The 18,824-nt window shown below is 73.7% G+C and carries 12 protein-coding genes; 9 read left to right on the forward strand and 3 right to left on the reverse strand.

Annotation, left to right across the window (positions count from 1 at the left end; all coding sequences use genetic code 11):
- Positions 1-93: 93 nt before the first annotated feature.
- The 4 genes from AB0C03_RS06690 to AB0C03_RS06705 all read left to right on the forward strand — a co-directional run bounded on the left by AB0C03_RS06690 (position 94) and on the right by AB0C03_RS06705 (position 3,680).
- Positions 94-543: a MarR family winged helix-turn-helix transcriptional regulator gene (locus tag AB0C03_RS06690; protein ID WP_030327558.1), complete on the forward strand. Its 450-nt coding sequence runs from the start codon at positions 94-96 to the stop codon at positions 541-543.
- A gap of 75 nt (positions 544-618) precedes the next feature.
- A complete protein-coding gene (gene paaK / locus AB0C03_RS06695) occupies positions 619-1,941 on the forward strand; it encodes a phenylacetate--CoA ligase PaaK (protein ID WP_357635023.1) in 1,323 nt (440 codons plus the stop codon).
- A gap of 10 nt (positions 1,942-1,951) precedes the next feature.
- Positions 1,952-3,058 carry a nucleotide disphospho-sugar-binding domain-containing protein gene (locus AB0C03_RS06700; RefSeq protein WP_357635026.1) on the forward strand — a complete coding sequence of 369 codons (1,107 nt, stop codon included), beginning with the start codon at positions 1,952-1,954 and terminating at the stop codon, positions 3,056-3,058.
- A gap of 55 nt (positions 3,059-3,113) precedes the next feature.
- The gene (locus tag AB0C03_RS06705; protein ID WP_357635029.1) at positions 3,114-3,680 is read left to right on the forward strand and encodes a dienelactone hydrolase family protein; all 567 of its coding nucleotides are present in this window, start codon (positions 3,114-3,116) and stop codon (positions 3,678-3,680) included.
- A 61-nt stretch (positions 3,681-3,741) separates the two neighbouring features.
- Here AB0C03_RS06705 and AB0C03_RS06710 read toward each other — a convergent pair whose 3' ends face one another.
- The 3 genes from AB0C03_RS06710 to AB0C03_RS06720 all read right to left on the reverse strand — a co-directional run bounded on the left by AB0C03_RS06710 (position 3,742) and on the right by AB0C03_RS06720 (position 10,152).
- The gene (locus tag AB0C03_RS06710) at positions 3,742-4,434 is read right to left on the reverse strand and encodes a hemerythrin domain-containing protein (RefSeq protein ID WP_030327564.1); all 693 of its coding nucleotides are present in this window, start codon (positions 4,432-4,434) and stop codon (positions 3,742-3,744) included.
- Positions 4,435-4,524: 90 nt separating this feature from the next.
- The gene (locus AB0C03_RS06715) at positions 4,525-7,809 is read right to left on the reverse strand and encodes an ATP-binding protein (RefSeq protein WP_357635033.1); all 3,285 of its coding nucleotides are present in this window, start codon (positions 7,807-7,809) and stop codon (positions 4,525-4,527) included.
- A gap of 105 nt (positions 7,810-7,914) precedes the next feature.
- Positions 7,915-10,152, reverse strand: coding sequence for an AAA family ATPase (locus tag AB0C03_RS06720; protein WP_357635036.1), 2,238 nt, complete (start codon positions 10,150-10,152; stop codon positions 7,915-7,917).
- A 194-nt stretch (positions 10,153-10,346) separates the two neighbouring features.
- Between AB0C03_RS06720 and AB0C03_RS06725 the strand changes: the two genes are divergently transcribed.
- The 5 genes from AB0C03_RS06725 (at position 10,347) to AB0C03_RS06745 (ending at position 18,790) form a co-directional block, all read left to right on the forward strand.
- The gene (locus AB0C03_RS06725; RefSeq protein WP_357635039.1) at positions 10,347-13,244 is read left to right on the forward strand and encodes a helix-turn-helix transcriptional regulator; all 2,898 of its coding nucleotides are present in this window, start codon (positions 10,347-10,349) and stop codon (positions 13,242-13,244) included.
- 140 nt (positions 13,245-13,384) lie between these two features.
- Complete coding sequence (locus tag AB0C03_RS06730) at positions 13,385-14,155, forward strand: DUF5995 family protein (RefSeq protein ID WP_030327568.1); 771 nt, start codon at positions 13,385-13,387, stop codon at positions 14,153-14,155.
- A 374-nt stretch (positions 14,156-14,529) separates the two neighbouring features.
- Complete coding sequence (locus tag AB0C03_RS06735; RefSeq protein WP_030327569.1) at positions 14,530-14,931, forward strand: hypothetical protein; 402 nt, start codon at positions 14,530-14,532, stop codon at positions 14,929-14,931.
- An 87-nt stretch (positions 14,932-15,018) separates the two neighbouring features.
- The gene (locus tag AB0C03_RS06740) at positions 15,019-17,115 is read left to right on the forward strand and encodes an APC family permease (RefSeq protein WP_167337258.1); all 2,097 of its coding nucleotides are present in this window, start codon (positions 15,019-15,021) and stop codon (positions 17,113-17,115) included.
- Positions 17,116-17,287: 172 nt separating this feature from the next.
- Entirely contained in the window at positions 17,288-18,790 is a 1,503-nt protein-coding gene (locus AB0C03_RS06745) for a right-handed parallel beta-helix repeat-containing protein (RefSeq protein ID WP_357635044.1), read from the forward strand.
- Positions 18,791-18,824 lie beyond the last annotated feature (34 nt).

Genomic DNA, 18,824 nt, shown 5'->3' on the forward strand with positions numbered 1-18,824 from the left:
TACACGCGCCAGCAACGAGATACTTGCACGCGCTTTATATCGGCGCAAGCGTGGTAGCCTGGCATCCGTTCAGATCACACCGAGGAGGCAGCCATGGGCATCGCGGACGACGCGGTCGAGATCCGCGCCCAGGGTTGGCGCACCCTCGCCGCCCTGCACGGGCTGATCGAGACGTCCCTGGAACGCGCCCTACAGGCCGGCCACGACCTCTCCGTCGTCGAATACACAGTGCTCGACGCGCTGTCCCGCCAGGACGGCTGGCACATGCGGATGAGCCAGCTCGCCCGCGCCGCCGCGCTCTCCGGCAGCGCCACCACCCGGCTGGTCACCCGCCTCGAACAGCGGGGGCTGCTCACCCGGATCCTCTGCGCCGACGACCGGCGCGGCATCTACACCGAGCTGACCCCGGCCGGCTCCGAGCTGCTCGCCCAGACCCGACCGACCCACGACCGGGTGCTCACCGAGGCGCTCGCCCAGGCGGAGGCCACCCCCGAGCTGGCACCACTGGTCGACGCCCTGCACCGGCTGCCCGCCGCCCGCTGACCGCCCCGCCGGCCGGCGCGACGGCGGGCGTACGGTACCCGCAGCCCCACCGGGACCGCGCCAAGGAGGCAGCCGATGCAGGACCGCACCCCTCGTCCGGAGGAGCTGGAGCCGATCGAGCGCGCCGGCATCGACGAGCTGCGCGCCCTGCAACGCGACCGACTGCGCTGGTCGCTGCGGCACGCGTACGACAACGTGCCGCACTACCGGCGGGCGTTCGACGCGGTCGGGGTGCACCCCGACGACTGCCGGGATCTCGACGACCTGGCCCGCTTCCCGTTCACCGGCAAGGCCGAGCTGCGGGAGAACTACCCGTTCGGCATGTTCGCCGTACCCCGGGAGCGGGTCGCCCGCCTGCACGCCTCCTCCGGCACCACCGGCCGCCCGACGGTGGTCGGCTACACCCGCGACGACCTGCGCATCTGGGCGCGCCTGATGGCCCGCTCGATCCGCGCCTCCGGCGGCCGTCCGGGTGACCGGGTGCACGTCGCGTACGGCTACGGGCTCTTCACCGGCGGTCTGGGCGCGCACTACGGGGCTGAAGAGTTGGGCTGCACCGTCATCCCGGTCTCCGGTGGCATGACCGAGCGTCAGGTCATGCTGATCCGCGACTTCGAACCCGAGGTCATCATGGTCACGCCCAGCTACCTGCTGGCCATCGTGGACGAGATGCGCCGCCAGGGCATCGACCTGCGGTCCACCTCGCTGCGGGTGGGCATCTTCGGGGCCGAGCCGTGGACCGAGGACATGCGCCGGGAGATCGAGCAGCAGCTGGACATCCACGCCGTCGACATCTACGGGCTCTCCGAGGTGATGGGTCCCGGTGTGGCGACCGAGTGCGTCGAGACCAAGGACGGGCTGCACCTCTGGGAGGACCACTTCTACCCGGAGATCATCGACCCGGTCACCGGGGCCGTGCTGCCCGACGGCGAGCGCGGTGAGCTGGTGTTGACCTCGCTGAGCAAGGAGGCGATGCCGGTCGTGCGCTACCGCACCCGCGACCTGACCCGGCTGCTGCCCGGCACCGCCCGGCCGATGCGCCGGATCGAGAAGATCACCGGCCGGACCGACGACATGATGATCCTGCGGGGGGTGAACATCTTCCCCACCCAGATCGAGGAGCTGATCCTGCGGATTCCGCAGTTGTCGCCGCACTTCCAGTGCGTCCTCGACCGGCACGGCCGGCTGGACGCCCTCACGGTGCGGGTGGAGCGGCGCGCCGGCGTCGCCGTGGATGCCGCCGACCGGGCCGGCGGCACGCTGGTGCAGCTGGTGAAGAACACCCTCGGCGTGAGCGTGGCGGTCGAGGTGCTCGCCCCGGACACTGTGGAACGGTCGATGGGCAAGATGCGCCGCATCGTCGACCGGCGGCCCACCTCGACGTCGAACCCGACATAGGATCCTGCGCATGCGTGTGCTGGTGGTCTCCGCCCCGCTCGTCGGGCACGTCTTCCCACTGGTGCCGCTCGCGGTCGCGCTGCGCGACGCCGGCCACGACGTGCTGGTGGCCACCGGCGGTGGGGGCCTGGCCGCCGCCGAGGCCGGTCTGTCGGTGCACGACATCGCGCCGGGCTTCGACTTCGGGCGGATCGCGCTGCGGGTCTTCCCCCGCCATCCGCTGATCGCCCGCGCGGAGATGGCCGGCACCGCCGGCACCCGGGGCGCCGGCCTGCTGTTCGGCGCGCTCAACGACCAGCTCACCGACCCGGTGGTCGCGCTGGCCACCGACTGGCGGCCGCATCTGGTGGTGTACGAGCCGTTCGCGGTCGCCGGTGCGGTCGCCGCCGCGCGCCTCGACGTGCCGGCCGTACGCCAGGAGAACGCCCTCTTCGATGGCCGGGATCTGGTCCGCGCCACCGTCGCCCGACTCGGCGGTGCGCTGCGCCGCCACGGCCTCACCGAGCTGCCCGCGCCGGCCGCCGCCCTGGCCGTGGCCCCGCCCAGCGTTGCCACGCAGGGCGGCTGGCCGATGCGCTACTCGTCCTACGTGGGCGGTGGCGAGCTGCCGGACTGGCTGCGCGAGCCGGGTGACCGCCAGCGGATCCTGGTCACCCGCAGCACCCTGACCGGCCCCGGCGACCGGGGGCCGATGCCCGCCGTGGTGGCCGCCGCCGCCGAGGTGGACGCGGAGATCGTGCTGGTCCGTCCCGACGAACGGTCGGCCCGCTCGGTGCCCGGCAACGTCCGGGTGGTCGACTGGATTCCCCTCGACGAGGCGTTGCCGGCGAGCACGGCGTTGGTGCACCACGGTGGGGCGGGCAGCGTCCTCGGTGCCCTCGCCGCCGGCCTGCCCCAACTGGCCACCACGGGTCCGGGGGACCGGCGGCACAACGCCGAGCTGGTGGCCCGCCGGGGCGCCGGTCTGGCGCTGCGCCCGCGCGACATCACCGCGCGGGCGCTGACCCAGCTGCTCACCGACGAGCGCCTGCGTACCGCCGCCGCACAGGTCAGCCGCGAGATCGCCGGGATGCCGGCACCGACCGACCTGGTCGCGCGGCTGACGGCACTGGTCTGACGCCCGCTGGGCGTGGCCACCCCGGACTGTCGCCCGGCTGCGGCAGGATGACCGGATGCGACACGTCGTGCTGTTTCACTCCGTGTACGGGCTGCGCCCCGCCGTGCGCGCCGCCGCCGACCGGTTGCGCGCCGCCGGGCACCAGGTCAGCACCCCCGACCTGTACGGCGTCCCGGCCGCCGACACCGTCGAGGAGGGCTTCGCGCTGCTCGACAAGATCGGCCAGGAGGTGGTGCTGGACCGGGCCCGGGCCGCGCTGCGTGACCTGCCACCGCAGACCGTGCTCGCCGGCTTCTCGATGGGCGCCGGGGTGGCCGGGGCGCTGCTGGCCGAGCGCCCCGACGCCGCCGGTCTGCTCCTGATGCACGGCACCGGTGGGGCCCCGGACGCGGTCCGACCCGGGTTGCCGGTGCAGCTGCACCTCGCCGACCCCGACCCGTACGACGTCCCGGACGAGGTCGACGAGTGGCAGCGGGCCATGACCGGCGCCGGCGCCGACCTGACGGTGTTCCGCTATCCCGGGGTGGGCCACCTGTTCACCGATCCGGAGGTGGCTGAATATTCCCCGGACGCCAGCGCGGCGGCCTGGCCGCGCGTGCTGGCCTTCCTGGCCGCTTGCTGATCACCAGGCCCGGGGGCGTGACCTCGTCGCCCTGGCCGGTCGGCTGAGCCGCCGACCCCGCTCAGTTGGCGGTGGCGCCGATGCGTGGGGGAGTGGCGGTGCCGTGCACCCGCCGGGCGTGGTTGGCGAACAGCCGGGGCGCGATGATCGGCATGAGCAACCGGGCCGGCAGCGGGGCGTGCGCGAGCACCGCCTTGACCACTGCCGGGTCGCCCTCGTACATGGCCAGGCCGAAGGCCAACGGCAGCTGCTTCTTCGAGGACTTGCTCATCCCGTGCTCGCCGAGCCGCATCCACTCCCGGGCGGTGACGTGCCGTTCCGCCAGGGGCAGGATCTCCTTCTCCTCCAGAGCCATGTGCTCGATCAGCGCGCTGCGGAGCTGTTCCAGGGCGTCGGCGAGCTGCTCGCCGTCGCGTCCGGTACGACGCCACTGGGGGAGGAGGGCCACCACCGCCGCGTGGGCGTCCTCGATGGCGTGGTGCTGCGCCTCCATGGTGGGGACGATCGCCGTCGCCTGCGCGCCGCCGCGCTCCAGCAGCAGCGGCCACAGCAGCAGGTCCTCGCCCTCGTGGTGCAGGTGCAGGATGTGGCAGAGCATCTCGGCGTGGGCGCCGACGACCTCCGCGCGCCTGGTGTCGCCCGGTGTGACGTCCCGGACGAGCTGCGGCAGCAGGCTGAATTCGCGACGGAGCGCGGAGTGCGCCATGTACATGTCGCGCACGTCGGCCATGGCTTCGCGGTGGTTCTGGTTCACGGTGACCTTTCCGAGGGATCAACTGGCACAGATCTGTTGATCATGCTCGGTGTCACTTGTAACCGGCTTGGAATCCACCAACCGTGCCGGTCAGCCGGCCAACGCCGCCGTCGCCTCGGCCAGCCAGTGCGGCGACTCCCACCGGCGGGCCACCCGCGCGGCGAGGGTGAAGTGCCGGGTCGCCTCCTCGGTGCGGCCCAGCAGCCGGCACAGCTCCCCGAGCGTCAACGCGACCGGCCGCACCACGGCCGCGGTGGTGGAGAAACCGGCCAGTTGGTCGCTGACCGGGAGCAGCGCGTCGATCACCGGCTGGGCCAGGTCCCGTCGACCCAGCGCCACGATGACCATCCCGCGGACGGTGAGCAACGCCGACTCGAAGTAGTCCGGGCGGTACGTGTGCCGCCCGATCGGCATGGCCCGCGCCTCGGCCAGGCGTCCGCTCCCGATCAACGCCAGCGCCAGCAGGTCGTCCACGATCGGACCCAGCGACTCCCGGATCCGCCGGGTCGCCGCCAGGTGCTCACCGAACCGTCCCTGGCTGATCAGCAGGGTCCCGGTGGAGAAGTAGTGGAAGGACTCGGCGTGCAGCGAACCCTGCCGCCGCATCTGCGCGGCGACCTCGTCGTAGTGCCGTTGCGCGGCGACGAAGTCACCGGCGACGTGCGCGAGGGTGCCCAACGAGCACAGGTTGATGGTCTGCGCCTCGTTCAGCTGGTACGTCTCGGCCAGCCATCCCTGCCGGGCGACGCTGAGGCGCAGCTCGTCCGGCTCGTTGAGGGCGGCGGCGCAGTGGCCCAGCACCTGCTCGGCGACCGAGCGGTAGGTCACCAGCCCATGCTCGTCGGCGAGGTCGCGCAGCTCCACGGCCAGCTCCCGACGGGCCGGCGCTTCCCGCTCGTAGCTCATGGTGCGCATCCGCGCGGCCAGCCCGAGGGCCCGCAGCTCGGGGTCGTCGAGGCGCCGCCCGAGGGCCAACGCCTCCCGCCCGGCCGCCACGCCGCGCGGGTCGGATTCGCCGTCCAACTCCGTGGCGAGCGCCTCCAGCAGTCGGCAGCGGGCAACCGGGCCCAGGTCGTCGGCGCGCAGCAGCCGGGTGAGCACCTCGACGACGCGGTGGTCCACCACGCCGTACTCGTGGGTCAGCCATGGGGTGGGCACGGTCCACGCGGTGAACGCCGCGACGAGCAGATCGTCGCGGCCGGACTGCGCGGCGACGTCGAACGCCCGGGCGCGGGTCTGCCGGGCGGCGGCCACCGCACCGGCGCGCGCGTAGGCGCGCAACAGCCGGCCGAGCAGGTCGACCCGCAGCGCGTCGCGGTCCCCGGTGACCGTGGCGGCGGCCTCGACGGCGTTGCTGAGCAGCTCGATCGCGGCGTCGTACGCGTACCGTCGCTCGGCCAGTTCGGCGGCCCGGATGGCGTAGTCGACGGCGAGCGGCGCGGTGTCGGCCGACGCGGCGCGGGCGTACTGGTGGGCGAGGGCCGGGTAGTCGTCGGGCCGCAGCCGGCGGGTGGCGGCGGCGATCCGGGCGTGCAGGCGGGTGCGGCGCAGCTGCGGCAGGTCGGTGTAGATGGTGTCGCAGACGAGGCCGTGCACGAACCGCACCCGCCCGGGCGCCGGTTCGGTGAGCAGTCCGGCGGCCAGCCCGGCCTCCAGCGCCCGTAGCACAGTGGCCTCGTCGGTGCCGGCGGCGTCGACGAGCGTCGGCACGTCAGCCTCCCGCCCGACGGCGGCGGTGAGGCGCAGCACCGACACGGCCGTCGCCGGCAGCCGGGAGAGCCGTCGGCGCAGCACGTCGCGTACGCCCTCGGGCACGTCGGAGGTGGCGACGAGCGTGCCCTCGGCCGCGAGCAGCCGCGCCGACTCCCGGACGTAGAACGGGTTGCCGCCGGTCCGCTCGGCCAACGCGGCGACCGTGTCCGGGTCGACGGTGGTCCGGGCCAGCGCGCCGAGCAGCTGTTCGACCTCGGACGTGCTGAGGCCGCCCAGCGGGATGCGGTGGGGTGACCGGCGAGCCAGCACGGCCATCGTCTCGGCGAGGCGGTCGGCGTTGTCCGCGGGCCGCAGCGCCGCGACGAACAGGACAGCGCCGGTGGTCATCTCGGTGACGCTCTGCAACAGCAGCAGGGTCTCCGCGTCGGCGGCGTGCAGGTCGTCGAGGATCACGGCGACCGGTCTGCGGGTCGCGGCGGCGTCCAACCAGGTGCCCACCGCGCGGTGCAGCCGGAACCGGCCGGCGGTGACGTCGCCACCGGGCTCACCGTCGCCGCCGCCGAGCAGCGGGGCGAGCGCGGGTGCGAGGTCGCCCGGGGGTGCCTGCTCGGCGAGTTGCCGCAGCGCCTCGACCCAGGCCCAGGCCGGCGGGGCGCCGTCGACCTCGGGGCAACGGCCGACGGTGACCAGCCAGCCGTGGTCGGTGAGCTCCTGCCGGAACCGGGTGAGCAGGCTGGTCTTGCCGGCCCCGGCCTCACCGCTGAGCACTGCGACACGCGGCCCGCTCGCCACCGTGTCGGCGGCGGCCCGCCGCAGGGCTTCCCGCTCGACCTCCCGGCCGACGAAGACCTCCTCCGGCACCTGTCGCCCGGCGCGTACCGCTGCCGGCGTCGCCGGTGGCAGCAGGTCGAGGCGCTGGCCGAGGATCGCGGACTCCACCTCGACCAACGCCGGGCCCGGGTCCAGACCGAGCTGGTCGGCCAGGGTCGCCCGCGCCCGGCGCAGCGCGGCGAGCGCGTCGCCCTGCCGGCCGGTACGCCACAACGCCAGGGCCAGCAACCGCCAGCTCTCCTCCCGCAGCGGCGCCTGCCGGGTCAGCAACTCCGCCTCCGGCACCGCCTCGGCCGCGTCGCCGCAGCGCACCGTCACGTCGAGCAGCAACTCCCGGGCGCCGAGGCGCAGCTCCTCCAGCCGCAACACCTCCGGCTGCGCCCACGGCTCCCCGGCGAACTCGGCGTACGCCCGACCGCGCCACAGGTCGAGGCCGTCGCGCAGCAGGTGACGTGCCCGGCTCGGGTCGGTGGGGCCGACCGCGCGCGCCTCGGCGAGCAGGGTCTCGAACCGGCCGGCGTCGACGGCGTCGGCGGGCAGCCGCAGCGCGTAACCCGGTGCCGCGGTGACCAGGACCCGGGCCGGCGCCCGGCGTTCGCGGGCCGGTTCCACCAGGCGGCGCAGGTGCGAGATGTACGCCTGCAGGGAGGCGATCGCCCGTGGTGGCGCGTCACCCCGCCACAGATCCTCGATCAGCTGACCGACGGAGACGACCTCGCCCCGGGCCGCGAGCAGCAGCGCGAGCACGGCGCGTTGCCGGGGGCCGCCGAGGTCGACCGGCCCGCCTGTGTCGACCTCGACCTCAAGCGGCCCGAGCACCCGTAGCAGCATGACGGGACCAATCCTAGTCACGCCGGGTGACCGGCTCACCCGCTCCCGTCGGACGGTGGCAAGCCAGCTCACCCCAGGTGGGGGCGCCTCGCTCTCGATGCCACCTCAGGCGCAGGCGGCCAGAGCGTCCGACCAGCGCGGCGACGGCGTACCGGGCGTGCCGCGTAACGGGGGTGTCTCCCCGACGCCGACGAGCGCACCCCGTCGGGCGGAGCCCGGTACGGCGGGCCTGGCGCTGATCGCCGCCCGGGATCGGGCGACCTCCGGGGGCCAGTGCCCGGCCGCGTTGCGTCGGGACGCGGCCGTCGAGGCGGCCGGGGTCGGCGGCCCGTCACCGGCCGACCCGACGACCCGCAGCCGACCGGAACCCGGCGAACGGTGGGTCTGCCGATTCGGCGCGGCCGGCGCGGTGGCCATCGTCGGGGTGCGAACGGGTCGGTGCCGCACCGGGCCGGTGGCACCCGGTCGCGACACCGGGGTCAGTGTGGTGTCGAGGCCGGCCCGGGAGCGGACCGCGTCGAGACGCACGACCTGCGCGGTCGCGGCGTCGACGGCACCGGTGCCGACCGCCTCGGCAGGGTCGGCGGTGTGCGCGTGGACGGTGTCGAGGCGCGGCGTGTCGGCGGTTCGGCTGGCGAAGACGGCGCGCAGGGCGCGGGGCAACCGCTCGGCGGCGACCTGGCGCAGCGCGGGCGCGGCGAACGCGTACCCGTCGACGCGGTGCGGACGCAGCAGCCCGGCGGCGACCAGACCGCGCAGCGCGGGTGCGGACCGGCCGGGCGTCCAGCCGAGTGCCCGGTCCACTGCCGCGCCGTGGATGAGGCCACCGAGGGTGCCGGCGGCCATCAGCACCGCCCGCCGCTCACCGTCGAGGTGGTCCACTTCCGCGCCGACTGCCCGGCGGACCGCCTCGGGCAGCGCAAGTGCCGCCGGGTCGGCGCCGTCCACCAGCGACGTCACGTACGCCGTCGCGTGCCCGGGGCGGCCGCCCACCAGCGGCAGCAGCCGGTCGACCAGGGCCACCGGCTGCCCGGCCCGGCTGAGCAGGTGGCGTAGCAGCCGGCCGGACTGCACGGTGGCCAGCGGGCCGATCGTCACCCGTCGGGCCGGACCGGGCCGGGTGTCGGCCCACTGCGGCTGGTGCACGGTGAGCACTGCCAGCGGCAGCGCGCGCTCGGTCGCCGCGCGGAACAACGCGTGCAGGAACCGGCTCACCGCCGGCGCGGCCCGGTCCAGGTCGTCGACGGCCACGATCAGCGGCCGGTCGGCGGCCAGGCGCAGCAGGACCTCCCGGCAGATCGCCGCGCCGGCGAGGGCGGCGGCCGAGCCGTCCGGGGTGCTCAGCAGGCGCTGCAGCGCCGGGACGGCGGTGGCCACCCTGGTCGGCGGGAACAGCGGCGTCAGGGCGGTGACCAGCCGGTCGTGGACCGCCGCCGGGCCGTCGCTGTGCCGGATCCCGGCGAGGTTTCGGAGCAGGTGCGCGACCGGTGCCAACACCTGATCGGGGTACGGCTGGCAGGCCGCCACGCACCAGCGGACGGGCGTACCGTCCACCGTGGTCAGGCCGCGGGTCAGTTCGTGCAGCAGCCGGCTGCGGCCACTGCCGGTGGGGCCGACCAGGGAGATCCAGCGTGGCGCCCGGTCCCGGATGGCCCCGCCCAACTGGTCGCGGATGGTGGCCAGTTCGCGGCGTCGGCCGATCAGCGGACCGTCGTGCCGGTCGGCGCCGGGGCGGACCGGGCCGACGGCGTGCCACAGCGGCACCGGCGGCACCCGACCGGCCACCGGCACCGGCGTCAGCTGACGCTGGGTGATCAGGCCGGCGGTGGCGCGGGCGGTGGCCGCGCAGAGCGCGACGCCGCCGGGTGCGGCGTACTCCTGCAGGCGGGCGGCGGCGGTGATCACCGCGCCGCTGGCCACGCCGTGCCCGCCGGTGACGACGTCGCCGAGGTCGACCACGACCTCGCCGGTGGCCACCCCGACGCGGACGCGCAGCCGGATGTCGTCGACCATGGGCCGGCGGTCCAGCGCGGCCTGGATCTCCAGGCCGGCGCGCACCGCTCGGTAGGCGTCGAAGCCGTCGGAGTGCCGCGCGCCGAAGAGGGCCATCACGGCGTCGCCGATGTACTTCTCCACCACCCCCTGCCAGCGGTGCAGCACACCGGCGACGGTGTCGAAGTAGGCCTGCTGCAACGCCCGGACGTCCTCCGGGTCGAGGCGGCCCACCAGGGCCGTGGAGCCGACGATGTCCGCGAAGAGGACGGTGACGACGCGCCTCTCCTGCGGTACCGGCCAGAGCGGGGTGACGGTCCGTTGCATGTCGACGATGATGCTGGTGGTCATGGGTGTCGCACCGGCCTTTCTCCCCGCGGTTGCCTGATCACCTCCGGAGATTGGCACTCCTGGGCCGACGGGGGATCTGCAGAACGACGTATGTCGGCCACCTGCAACCTTTAGTCGCAAAGTCGACGCGAGGAGTACCACAAGCGGCAGGCAGCCGTAGAACGGTGCGGGGCCCTGTGATTAGGCTGCGTGGCATGGCCAGCGATGTGGACACCGCACCGCTCGTGGGCCGGGCCGAGCTGGTGCAGACGGTTCGGTCCGCGTTGCTCGGTGACGGCGCGCACGGGCAGACCGCGGCGGTCTTCCTGACCGGCGAGAGCGGTGTGGGAAAGACCCGGCTGTTGGGTGAGATCGGCGACCGCCTGCGGGAGCGGGGTGCCGTGGTGCTCACCGGCAGCTGCCTGGACATCGGCGACGCCTCACCGCTGCACCCGCTGTTGCAGGCGCTGCGCCGGTTCGACACCGAAGTGTCCGCCTCGCCCGCCCGCACCTCCTCGGCGGTGCGGGGGCTGCTGCAGATGTTCGCCGACGAGACCGCCGGCCCGGACGGCGCGGGCGCGTTGCTGGAGCGGGTCTCCCGCGGCCTGCACCTGATCGCCGAGGGTCGGCCGTTGGTGCTGATCCTGGACGACCTGCAGTGGGTCGACCGCAGCACCCGTCAGCTTCTGCTCTACCTGCTCGCCGGCCTGGGTGATCTTCAGCTGTCGGTGTTGGCCGCGGTCCGGGCCGAGTCGTTGCAGGGCGCGCACCCGCTGCGTCGGGTGCTCACCGAGCTGCGTCGGCTGCGTACGGTGCGGGTGCTCGACCTGGCGCCGCTGGGTCGGGCCGACACCGAGACGCTCGCCGCTGCGGTGGTCGGCCGGGCGCTGAGCGCCGACGCGGCCGAGCAGGTGTGGCAGCGCAGCGGCGGCAACCCGTTCGTCATCGAGGAACTGGCCCGCGACCTGCGCGACGGCCGCGACGGCCTGTCCGAGACACTGCGGGAGATCTTCCTCGACCGCGTCGACGCGTTGCCCCAGCACGCGCACGCCGTGGTGCACGCGGTGGCCGCCGGTGTCGAGCCGGTGCAGCACTGGCTGCTGGCCGAGGTGCTGCGGATGCCGGAGGACGAGCTGATCGCCGCGGCTCGCGCCGCTGTCGCGCACCGGCTGCTGGTCGGCGCCGACGACGGCTACCGGCTGCGGCACCGCCTCGTCGCCGAGGTGTTGGCCCACGAGCTGCTGCCAGCCGAGCGCTCCGGGCTGCACCGCCGCTACGCCGAGGCGCTGACCACGGCGCCGGGCGAGCTGCACCAGGCCCGGCTGGCGCACCACTGGCGACTGGCCGGCGAACCGGCACGCGCCCTGCCGGCGGCGGTGGCCGCCGCGCAGGAGGCCGAACGGCTGCACGGTTACGCCGAGGCGCACCGGCACTGGTCCGCGGCGTTGCAGTTGGCCGCCGAGCCGGGCCCGTCGACGGTGGACCGGGTCGAGTTGCTGGAGAACGCCGCCGAGGCGGCCCACCACTGTGGGGAGCACGCCCGCGCGTTGGCCCTGCTGGAGGAGCTGGTCGCGCTGCGCGGTGGCGAGCCGAGCTGCGCGCTGCACATCCGCCGTGCCCGTTACCTGGCCGCCGCCGGTCGCTCCGCGTTGGCCGAGGAGGAGTACCAGCGGGCGCTGAAGGCCGAAGACTGCTCCCCCCGGGACCGGGCCACCGCCGCCGCCCGGCTGGCCGAGCTGCTGCTGCACCTCGGCCGGTACGCCGACGCCGGCGAGCGGGCCCGCGAGGCGCTGGCGTTGGCCGAGAACGTGGCGGGCTCGACGACCGAGGTGGTGCTGGCCAGTTCGGCGCTGGGCTTCAGCGACGCCTTCCTGGAAGACCCGGACGCCGGCCTGGCGGTCATGCGTGACGCCCTTGACACCGCCGAGCGCGCCGGTCAGCCGGAGGATGTGGCCTGCGCGTACCTGCACCTGGCGGAGCTGTTGACCGGGCCGCTGAACATCCTCGAAGAGGGTGTGGTGGTGGCCCGTCGGGGTGCCGAACGGGTGGCCGAGCTGGGGCTGGGCCGCACCTGGGGCACCCGGCTGCTGGCCATCGCCATCAACGGGCTGTTCCGGGTGGGCCAGTGGGCCGAGGCGGAGAAGGTGGTGGCCGTAGCGCTGCGACACCGACCGTCCGGTGCGGACGCGGTGGAGCTGCTGCTGGCCCGGTGCCGGCTCTCGGTGGGCTACGGCGACATCGAGGCTGCCGGTCGGGACCTCGACGCGGTGGCGACCCTGCTCGCCGGCGGCGGGGCGCGGCACGTCATTCCGCTGCTCACCCTGCGCTCCGGGCTGGCCATGTGGGAGGGCCGGCACGACGTGGCGCGGCAGGCCGTGCAGCGCGGCCTCACCGAGAGCCGTTCCGACGACGTGATGATCCTCTCCGCGTTGGTCTGGCACGGCCTGCGCGCCGAGGCGGAGGCGCACGCCAGCCGCACCGTGGAGGTGGACCCGACGGCGGTGCGCCGCCTGCGCGACGTGGCCGACCGGATGGCCCGCAAGAGCGCCGGCGCCGCCCGGCCGGTGCGCTCGGTGGTGGAGGGCTTCCTGGCGTTGTGCGCCGCCGAGGTGAGCCGCCTCGACGGCAGCGACCCGGAGCTGTGGGCGGTGTCGGCCGCCGAGTGGGATCGACGCAACCACCCCTATCCGGCGGCCTACTCGCGGCTGCGGCAGGCCGAGGCGCTGCTGGCCCGCCGCAGCCGGCTGGCCACCGCCGGCAAGCTCCTGCGGGAGGCGTACCGGGTGGCGCAGGGGTTGGGTGCGGTGCCGTTGACCTCGGAGATCCGCGAGTTGGCCGGGCGGGCCCGGGTGTCGCTGGACGAGCGCGACACCGGCACCGGTACGCGCAGCGCACCGGCGGAGGCGTCCGACGACGAGCTGACGGCGCTCACCGCACGGGAGCGGGAGGTGCTCGCCCTGGTCGCGGAGGGGTTGACCAACAAGGAGATCGGGCAGCGGCTGTTCATCAGCGAGCGGACCATCGGTGTGCACGTGTCGCACATCTTCGACAAGCTCCAGGTCCGGACCCGGGTGCAGGCCAGCGCGATCCAGCTGCGCAACCAACGGGGCTGACTTACCACCACGACGTATCCCGGCGCGCGTGTGCGCGCCGGGATACGTCGTTCTACTGATCCGGCGGGCCGGTGTCGGCTGAGAGGCTGAGCCGCGTCGACGACGGCACGGGGGATGCCGCCGACCACAATGGAGGAGAAATGATCGAACCGGTCTGGGGGCCCGTGCACCGGGACATCGTCGACCTGCTCGCCGACCACCCCGCGGACGTGCCGGCCGTGGTCGATCATTTGACCAAGCTGCAGGACATGCTGGTCCGGCTGCCACCGTTGGAGGCCAGTTGCCCGCTGGCCGACTTCAACAAGCTCTACCTGACGATCACCAGCAGCGTGTTGGACGGGCTGTACGACGACCGCTTCATCGACCCGGTCTTCCTCTCCCGGCTCGACGTCGAGTTCGCCGCCCGCTACTTCGACGCGATGCGGCTGTGGACCGACTCCAGCCCCGGCACCCCGAAGGCGTGGTCGTGCCTGTTCGAGCGGATGCGGGGGCCGGACGCCCGCCCGCTGCCCTCGGCGGCGGCCGGGGTGAACGCGCACATCAACTTCGACCTGCCGTTCGCCCTGGTGACCACGTTCGACCACCTGGAGTCGGAGCCGGTCGACGGCAGCGACCAGCACCACGACTACCTCGAGATCAACAACATCTTCGCGGACAAGATCCCCGGCCTGCGCCGTGGCTACCTGGAGCGGTGGCAGCTGCTCATCGACATGCTCAACGGTGACATCGACGACTGGTACCAGGGGGAACTGGTCGAGTACACGCGCGATGTCGCCTGGCGCAACGCGCAGAAGATCTGGCGGTGCCGGCACGACCCGCAGGCCCGCGAGTGTGAGCGCACGCGGTTGGACGACAACGCCGCGGCGCTCGGCCGGTTGCTGCTCTCGCCCCTCGGGGCGTTCCTGCAGTAGCCGGGACGGGGGGCTCCCGCGCTCCGCCCCGTGGGGGGCGGCGGAGCGCGGGAGCGCGTCCCACCAGTTCCACCCCGCGTGGCCACCCGAGATCGGGTCGGTCACGAGCGGGGACAGCCGGTCGGCCCGGGGGGTGCCGACCGTCTGCCACCGTCGGCCGGCCCGGGGGGTGTCGGCCGGCGGTGGGGGACCGCCGGGTGGGGGCGCGTCGACGGCGTGCGGATCCGGGGGTGTCGGCGGGCTCGGATCGGGTACGCCCGCGCCATGATTGTCCTGGCCCGGCGTCGGCCCGCCGCCCGCCCCCGGCCCGCGCGGCCCGGCCCGCTGCGGCCGGGCGGCCCGGTGTCGCGACCCACCGCGCGGCCCGGCGCCCGATGACCGGCGTCGCGACGCGATTTCCGTTCCGCTTCGATGCGGCGTTCCGGCCGATGCTGGCCCTGCTGGGGGTCCGTCCGGCGACGGCCTGGGTCGCCGTCAGCGAACGGGATCTGATGATCCGGTACGGGCCGTGGCGGCTGCGGACCGCCCGGGACAACGTCGTCGCCGTCGAGCTGAGCGGGCCGTACCGCTGGTGGCGGGCGATCGGCCCGCACCTGTCGCTGGCCGACGGCGGTGCGACCTTCGGCAGCAGTACGGCTGGCGGGATCTGTCTGCGCTTCGGCGTACCGGTGCCGGCGTTGCTGCCCGGCGGGCGGCTGCGGCACCCGGCGGCCACGGTGACCGTCACCGACCCACCCGCGCTGGCCCGGCTGCTCGCCGTCGCGGACCTGTCCTGAGCAGGCCGAACAGGTGGCCGGTTCCGCCGACCGGGCGCCGGGGCAGCGCCTACCGTCGGATCAGGACCTGTGAGGGTGGGACTGGCGATGGGTGACGAGCACCGGGCTAAACCACGACGCTGGAACGGACGCCGGCATACGCCGACCGGGCCGGACCCGGCACTGCGGGCGGCCCGCGATCCGGCCCGCCCGCACCGGGGCGGCCGGCAGGGTGTCGTGGTGCCCGAACGCGTGGCCACCCCGGCCCGCTCACTGTCGCCGACCAGCCCGTTGCGCCGGTGGCTCTTCCAGCACCAGGTGCAGCCGCCCGGCCCCGAGGCGATCGAAGGGCAGAGCCGTCGGCACGCCTGGTGGCAGGTGATGTGCCTGACCGGCGTGGACTACTTCTCCACGTTGTCGTACCTGCCGGGCATCGCGGCGGTGGCGGCCGGTGCGCTCTCCCCGTTGGCGACCCTGTTGATCGTCGCGCTCACTCTCTTCGGCATGCTGCCGATGTACCGGCGGGTGGCCCAGGAGAGCCCGCACGGTCAGGGTTCGGTGGCGATGCTGGAGCGGTTGTTGCCGTTCTGGCGGGGCAAGATCTTCGTCCTGGTGCTGCTCGGCTTCGTGGCCACCTCCTGGATCATCACGATCACCCTCTCCTCGGCCGACGCCACAGTGCACCTGTTGGAGAACCCGTACCTGCCGGACACGGTGCACGGGTCCCTGGTGCCGGTCGTGGTCACCGTGGTGCTGCTGCTGATCCTCGGCGGGGTGTTCCTGCTCGGATTCCGCGAGGCGGTGGTGGTGGCCATCCCGCTGGTCGCGGTCTTCCTGGTGCTCAACGCGGTGATCGTCGTGGTCGCGGTGGCCCGGATCGCCGCCGACCCGGGCATCGTGTCGGACTGGACGGCCGCGATCACCACGACCGGCGGGGGACCGGGCCACGTGCTGCTCACCGCGGTGCTGGCGTTCCCGCTGCTGGTGCTGGGGCTCTCCGGTTTCGAGACCGGGGTCAGCATGATGCCCCTGGTCGCGGCGGATGGTCCGGACCAGCAGGCCCGGCTCGCCGCCCGGATCCGCAACACGCGCCGACTGCTCACCACCGCCGCGTTGATCATGTCGGTGTACCTGATCTCGACGACCTTCGTGACCACGGCGCTCATCCCGAAGCAGGAGTTCGCGCCGGGCGGCGCCGCGAACGGGCGGGCGCTGGCCTTCCTGGCGCACACCTACCTGGGTGAGGTGTTCGGCAGTGTCTACGACGTGAGCAGTGTGCTCATCCTCTGGTTCGCCGGCGCGTCGGCCATGGCCGGCTTGATCAACATCGTGCCGCGCTACCTGCCGTCGTACGGGATGGCGCCGGAGTGGGCGCGGGCGGTGCGTCCCGTGGTGATCGTCTACACCGTCGTCAGCGTCGCCATCACGATCGCCTTCCGCGCCGACGTCAACGCCCAGGCCGGCGCGTACGCCACCGGGATCCTGGCGATGATGGTCTCCGGGGCGGTGGCGGTGACGATCTCCGCGGCCCGTCGCCACCGGCGCGCGTCGGCGATCGGCTTCACCGTGCTGACCCTGGTGCTGCTGTACGCGCTGCTGGAGAACGTCATCGAACAGCCGGACGGGATCACGATCTCCGCGCTGTTCATTCTCGGCATCATCGCGGTCTCATTGGTCTCCCGGGTCACCCGGACCACCGAGCTGCGGGCCGAGCGCATCGAGTTCGACGAACCGGCCCGTCGGTTCATCACCGAGTCGCTGGCGCACGACGGGCAGCTGCACCTGATCGCGAACAAGCGGCAGAAGGGTTCGGTGAAGGAGTACACGATCAAGGAGCGGGCGCAACGCGGGATGAACCCGGTGCCCGGCGCCGCGGACGTGCTGTTCCTGGAGATCGATGTGGTGGATCCGTCGGACTTCAGCCAGGTGCTGCGCGTCCACGGGATCGAGGTGGGCGGCTTCCGGGTGTTGCGGGCCAACAGTCCGGCCGCGCCCAACGCGATCGCCGCGATCCTGCTGGCCCTGCGGGACGCCACCGGGGTCCGGCCGCACGCGCACTTCGAGTGGTCGGAGGGGAGCCCGATCGCGCACCTGGCGCGCTACCTCATCCTGGGTCGGGGGGACACCCCGCCGGTGGTGCGGGAGATCATCCGACGCACCGAACGGGACCCGCTGCGCCGGCCCGGCATCCACGTCGGCGGGTGACGTCGATGCCGGTTTGCCGGTATTGAAGATGAAAGAGGGCACTATTCACGTTCACACCTTCCTGTCCGTATTGCGGACCTATCGTGACGTTTGGTGGTCGGCGAGCATGTCGAGCCCTCCGCGCCCGGATCGGCGCGGTCACGTCAGGTAGGCAGGAAGGTAGGCACCGTTGATGTCCACGTACCGAGAGGGAGACCGCGCGAGTCGACCCAGACGGCGGTCCCGATGGTTCTTAGCCGGCGGTTTACTGGCGGGGAGCCTGGTCGTGGGCGTGGCCGGAGCGGCTGCCGCCGCCGACCGCGCCCTCACCCTCCCAGGTCTGGCCCGACTGACCCCGGCGGCTGACGACGACCGCCGCGACGGCGACCGGCGGGCGACGCAGCAGGACCAGGACGGCCCGGAACAGGACCGTCCGAGCACCCCGGGCACCGGCAAGCGGGGGGTCGTGTCGGTGCCCTGCGACGCCGCGAAGCTGGTCGCGGCGCTGGTGACCGCCAACGCCGAGGGCGGCGGCGAACTCCGGCTCGCGCCCAAGTGCCGCTACACCCTCACCGAGGCGTTCCACGAGACCGACCAGTACGACGGCGGAATCCGCGACGCCCGGGAGGCGGCCGACGCGGCGGAGACCCCCGGTGACGCCGAGGCGCCGCCGCACAACCCGGCCGACGACACCGCCGGACTGCCGGTGATCTACCAGGCCATCACGATCGACGGCGCCGGCGCCACGATCGCCCGCGACGCCCAGGCCGCCCCGTTCCGCTTCTTCACCGTCCGCGACGGCGGCGAGCTGACCCTGCGGGACATGGAACTGCACAACGGCCGCTCGGCCATCGAGGGTGGCAGTGTGCACGTGGTGCACGGCGCCACCGCCGTGGTGGAACGGGTCACCGTCTCGCAGAGCACCTCGCTGTCGCCCGAGGGCGGCGGTGGCGGCATCTTCAACGACGGCAACATGGTGGTCACCGACTCCACGTTCGTCGGCAACAGCGCATCGGGCGCCGCGGGCAAGGGCGGGGGCCTGCTCAACGGTGGTGTCCTGACGCTGAAGCGTTCCGAGTTCCACCGCAACAGCGCCAACGGCTACGGCGGCGGGCTCGGCAACTACCGGGGTGCCGCCGACGTGGAGAGCGTCTCCTTCACCCAGAACAGCGCCGCCCAGGGGGGCGGGCTGGCCAGCTTCTCGGCCCGCACGAAGGTCTCCGACACCGAGCTGCTCAACAACACCGCCCAGGTCGGCGGCGGCGCCGCCAACTCCGACGCGGTGCTGGTGATGCGCACGATGACCATCCGGGGCAACACGTCCACTGTCAACGGCGGCGGCATCTCGACGGTGAAGGGCCTGACGCCGCTCGACGACAGCGTGGTCGAGGGCAACACCACCCACGGCCTGGGTGCCGGCATCTACGCCGAGAAGGCGAATCTGCTGGTGCGGGGCAGCGACGTGGTCCGCAACGAGGCGGTCGGCGCGGCGTCCCAGGGTGGCGGCATCTACGCCAACGCGGGCTCGGTGGCGATCTACACCAGCAAGGTCACCCACAACGCGTCGACGCTGAAGCCCGGTGGCGTCTTCGGCATGCACGCCCAGGTCAAGATCGACGATGAGAGCGTGGTCGTCGAGAACGAGCCGACCAACTGCGAGGGCTCCCAGGTGCCGATCGCGCACTGCTTCCGCTGAACGTCGACTCGCGCACCTCATCCCGAGAACGCGG

This window comes from Micromonospora parva (genome assembly GCF_040649675.1).
Classification (GTDB): domain Bacteria; phylum Actinomycetota; class Actinomycetes; order Mycobacteriales; family Micromonosporaceae; genus Micromonospora; species Micromonospora parva.

Coding starts and splice junctions, on each gene's coding strand:
- AB0C03_RS06725 (WP_357635039.1), top strand. CDS start 10,347: ATGGCCAGCGATGTGGACACCGCACCGCTCGTGGGCCGGGCCGAGCTG.
- AB0C03_RS06700 (WP_357635026.1), top strand. CDS start 1,952: ATGCGTGTGCTGGTGGTCTCCGCCCCGCTCGTCGGGCACGTCTTCCCA.
- AB0C03_RS06735 (WP_030327569.1), top strand. CDS start 14,530: ATGACCGGCGTCGCGACGCGATTTCCGTTCCGCTTCGATGCGGCGTTC.
- AB0C03_RS06745 (WP_357635044.1), top strand. CDS start 17,288: ATGTCCACGTACCGAGAGGGAGACCGCGCGAGTCGACCCAGACGGCGG.
- AB0C03_RS06705 (WP_357635029.1), top strand. CDS start 3,114: ATGCGACACGTCGTGCTGTTTCACTCCGTGTACGGGCTGCGCCCCGCC.
- paaK (WP_357635023.1), top strand. CDS start 619: ATGCAGGACCGCACCCCTCGTCCGGAGGAGCTGGAGCCGATCGAGCGC.
- AB0C03_RS06715 (WP_357635033.1), bottom strand. CDS start 7,809: ATGCTGCTACGGGTGCTCGGGCCGCTTGAGGTCGAGGTCGACACAGGC.
- AB0C03_RS06720 (WP_357635036.1), bottom strand. CDS start 10,152: ATGACCACCAGCATCATCGTCGACATGCAACGGACCGTCACCCCGCTC.
- AB0C03_RS06740 (WP_167337258.1), top strand. CDS start 15,019: ATGGGTGACGAGCACCGGGCTAAACCACGACGCTGGAACGGACGCCGG.
- AB0C03_RS06730 (WP_030327568.1), top strand. CDS start 13,385: ATGATCGAACCGGTCTGGGGGCCCGTGCACCGGGACATCGTCGACCTG.
- AB0C03_RS06690 (WP_030327558.1), top strand. CDS start 94: ATGGGCATCGCGGACGACGCGGTCGAGATCCGCGCCCAGGGTTGGCGC.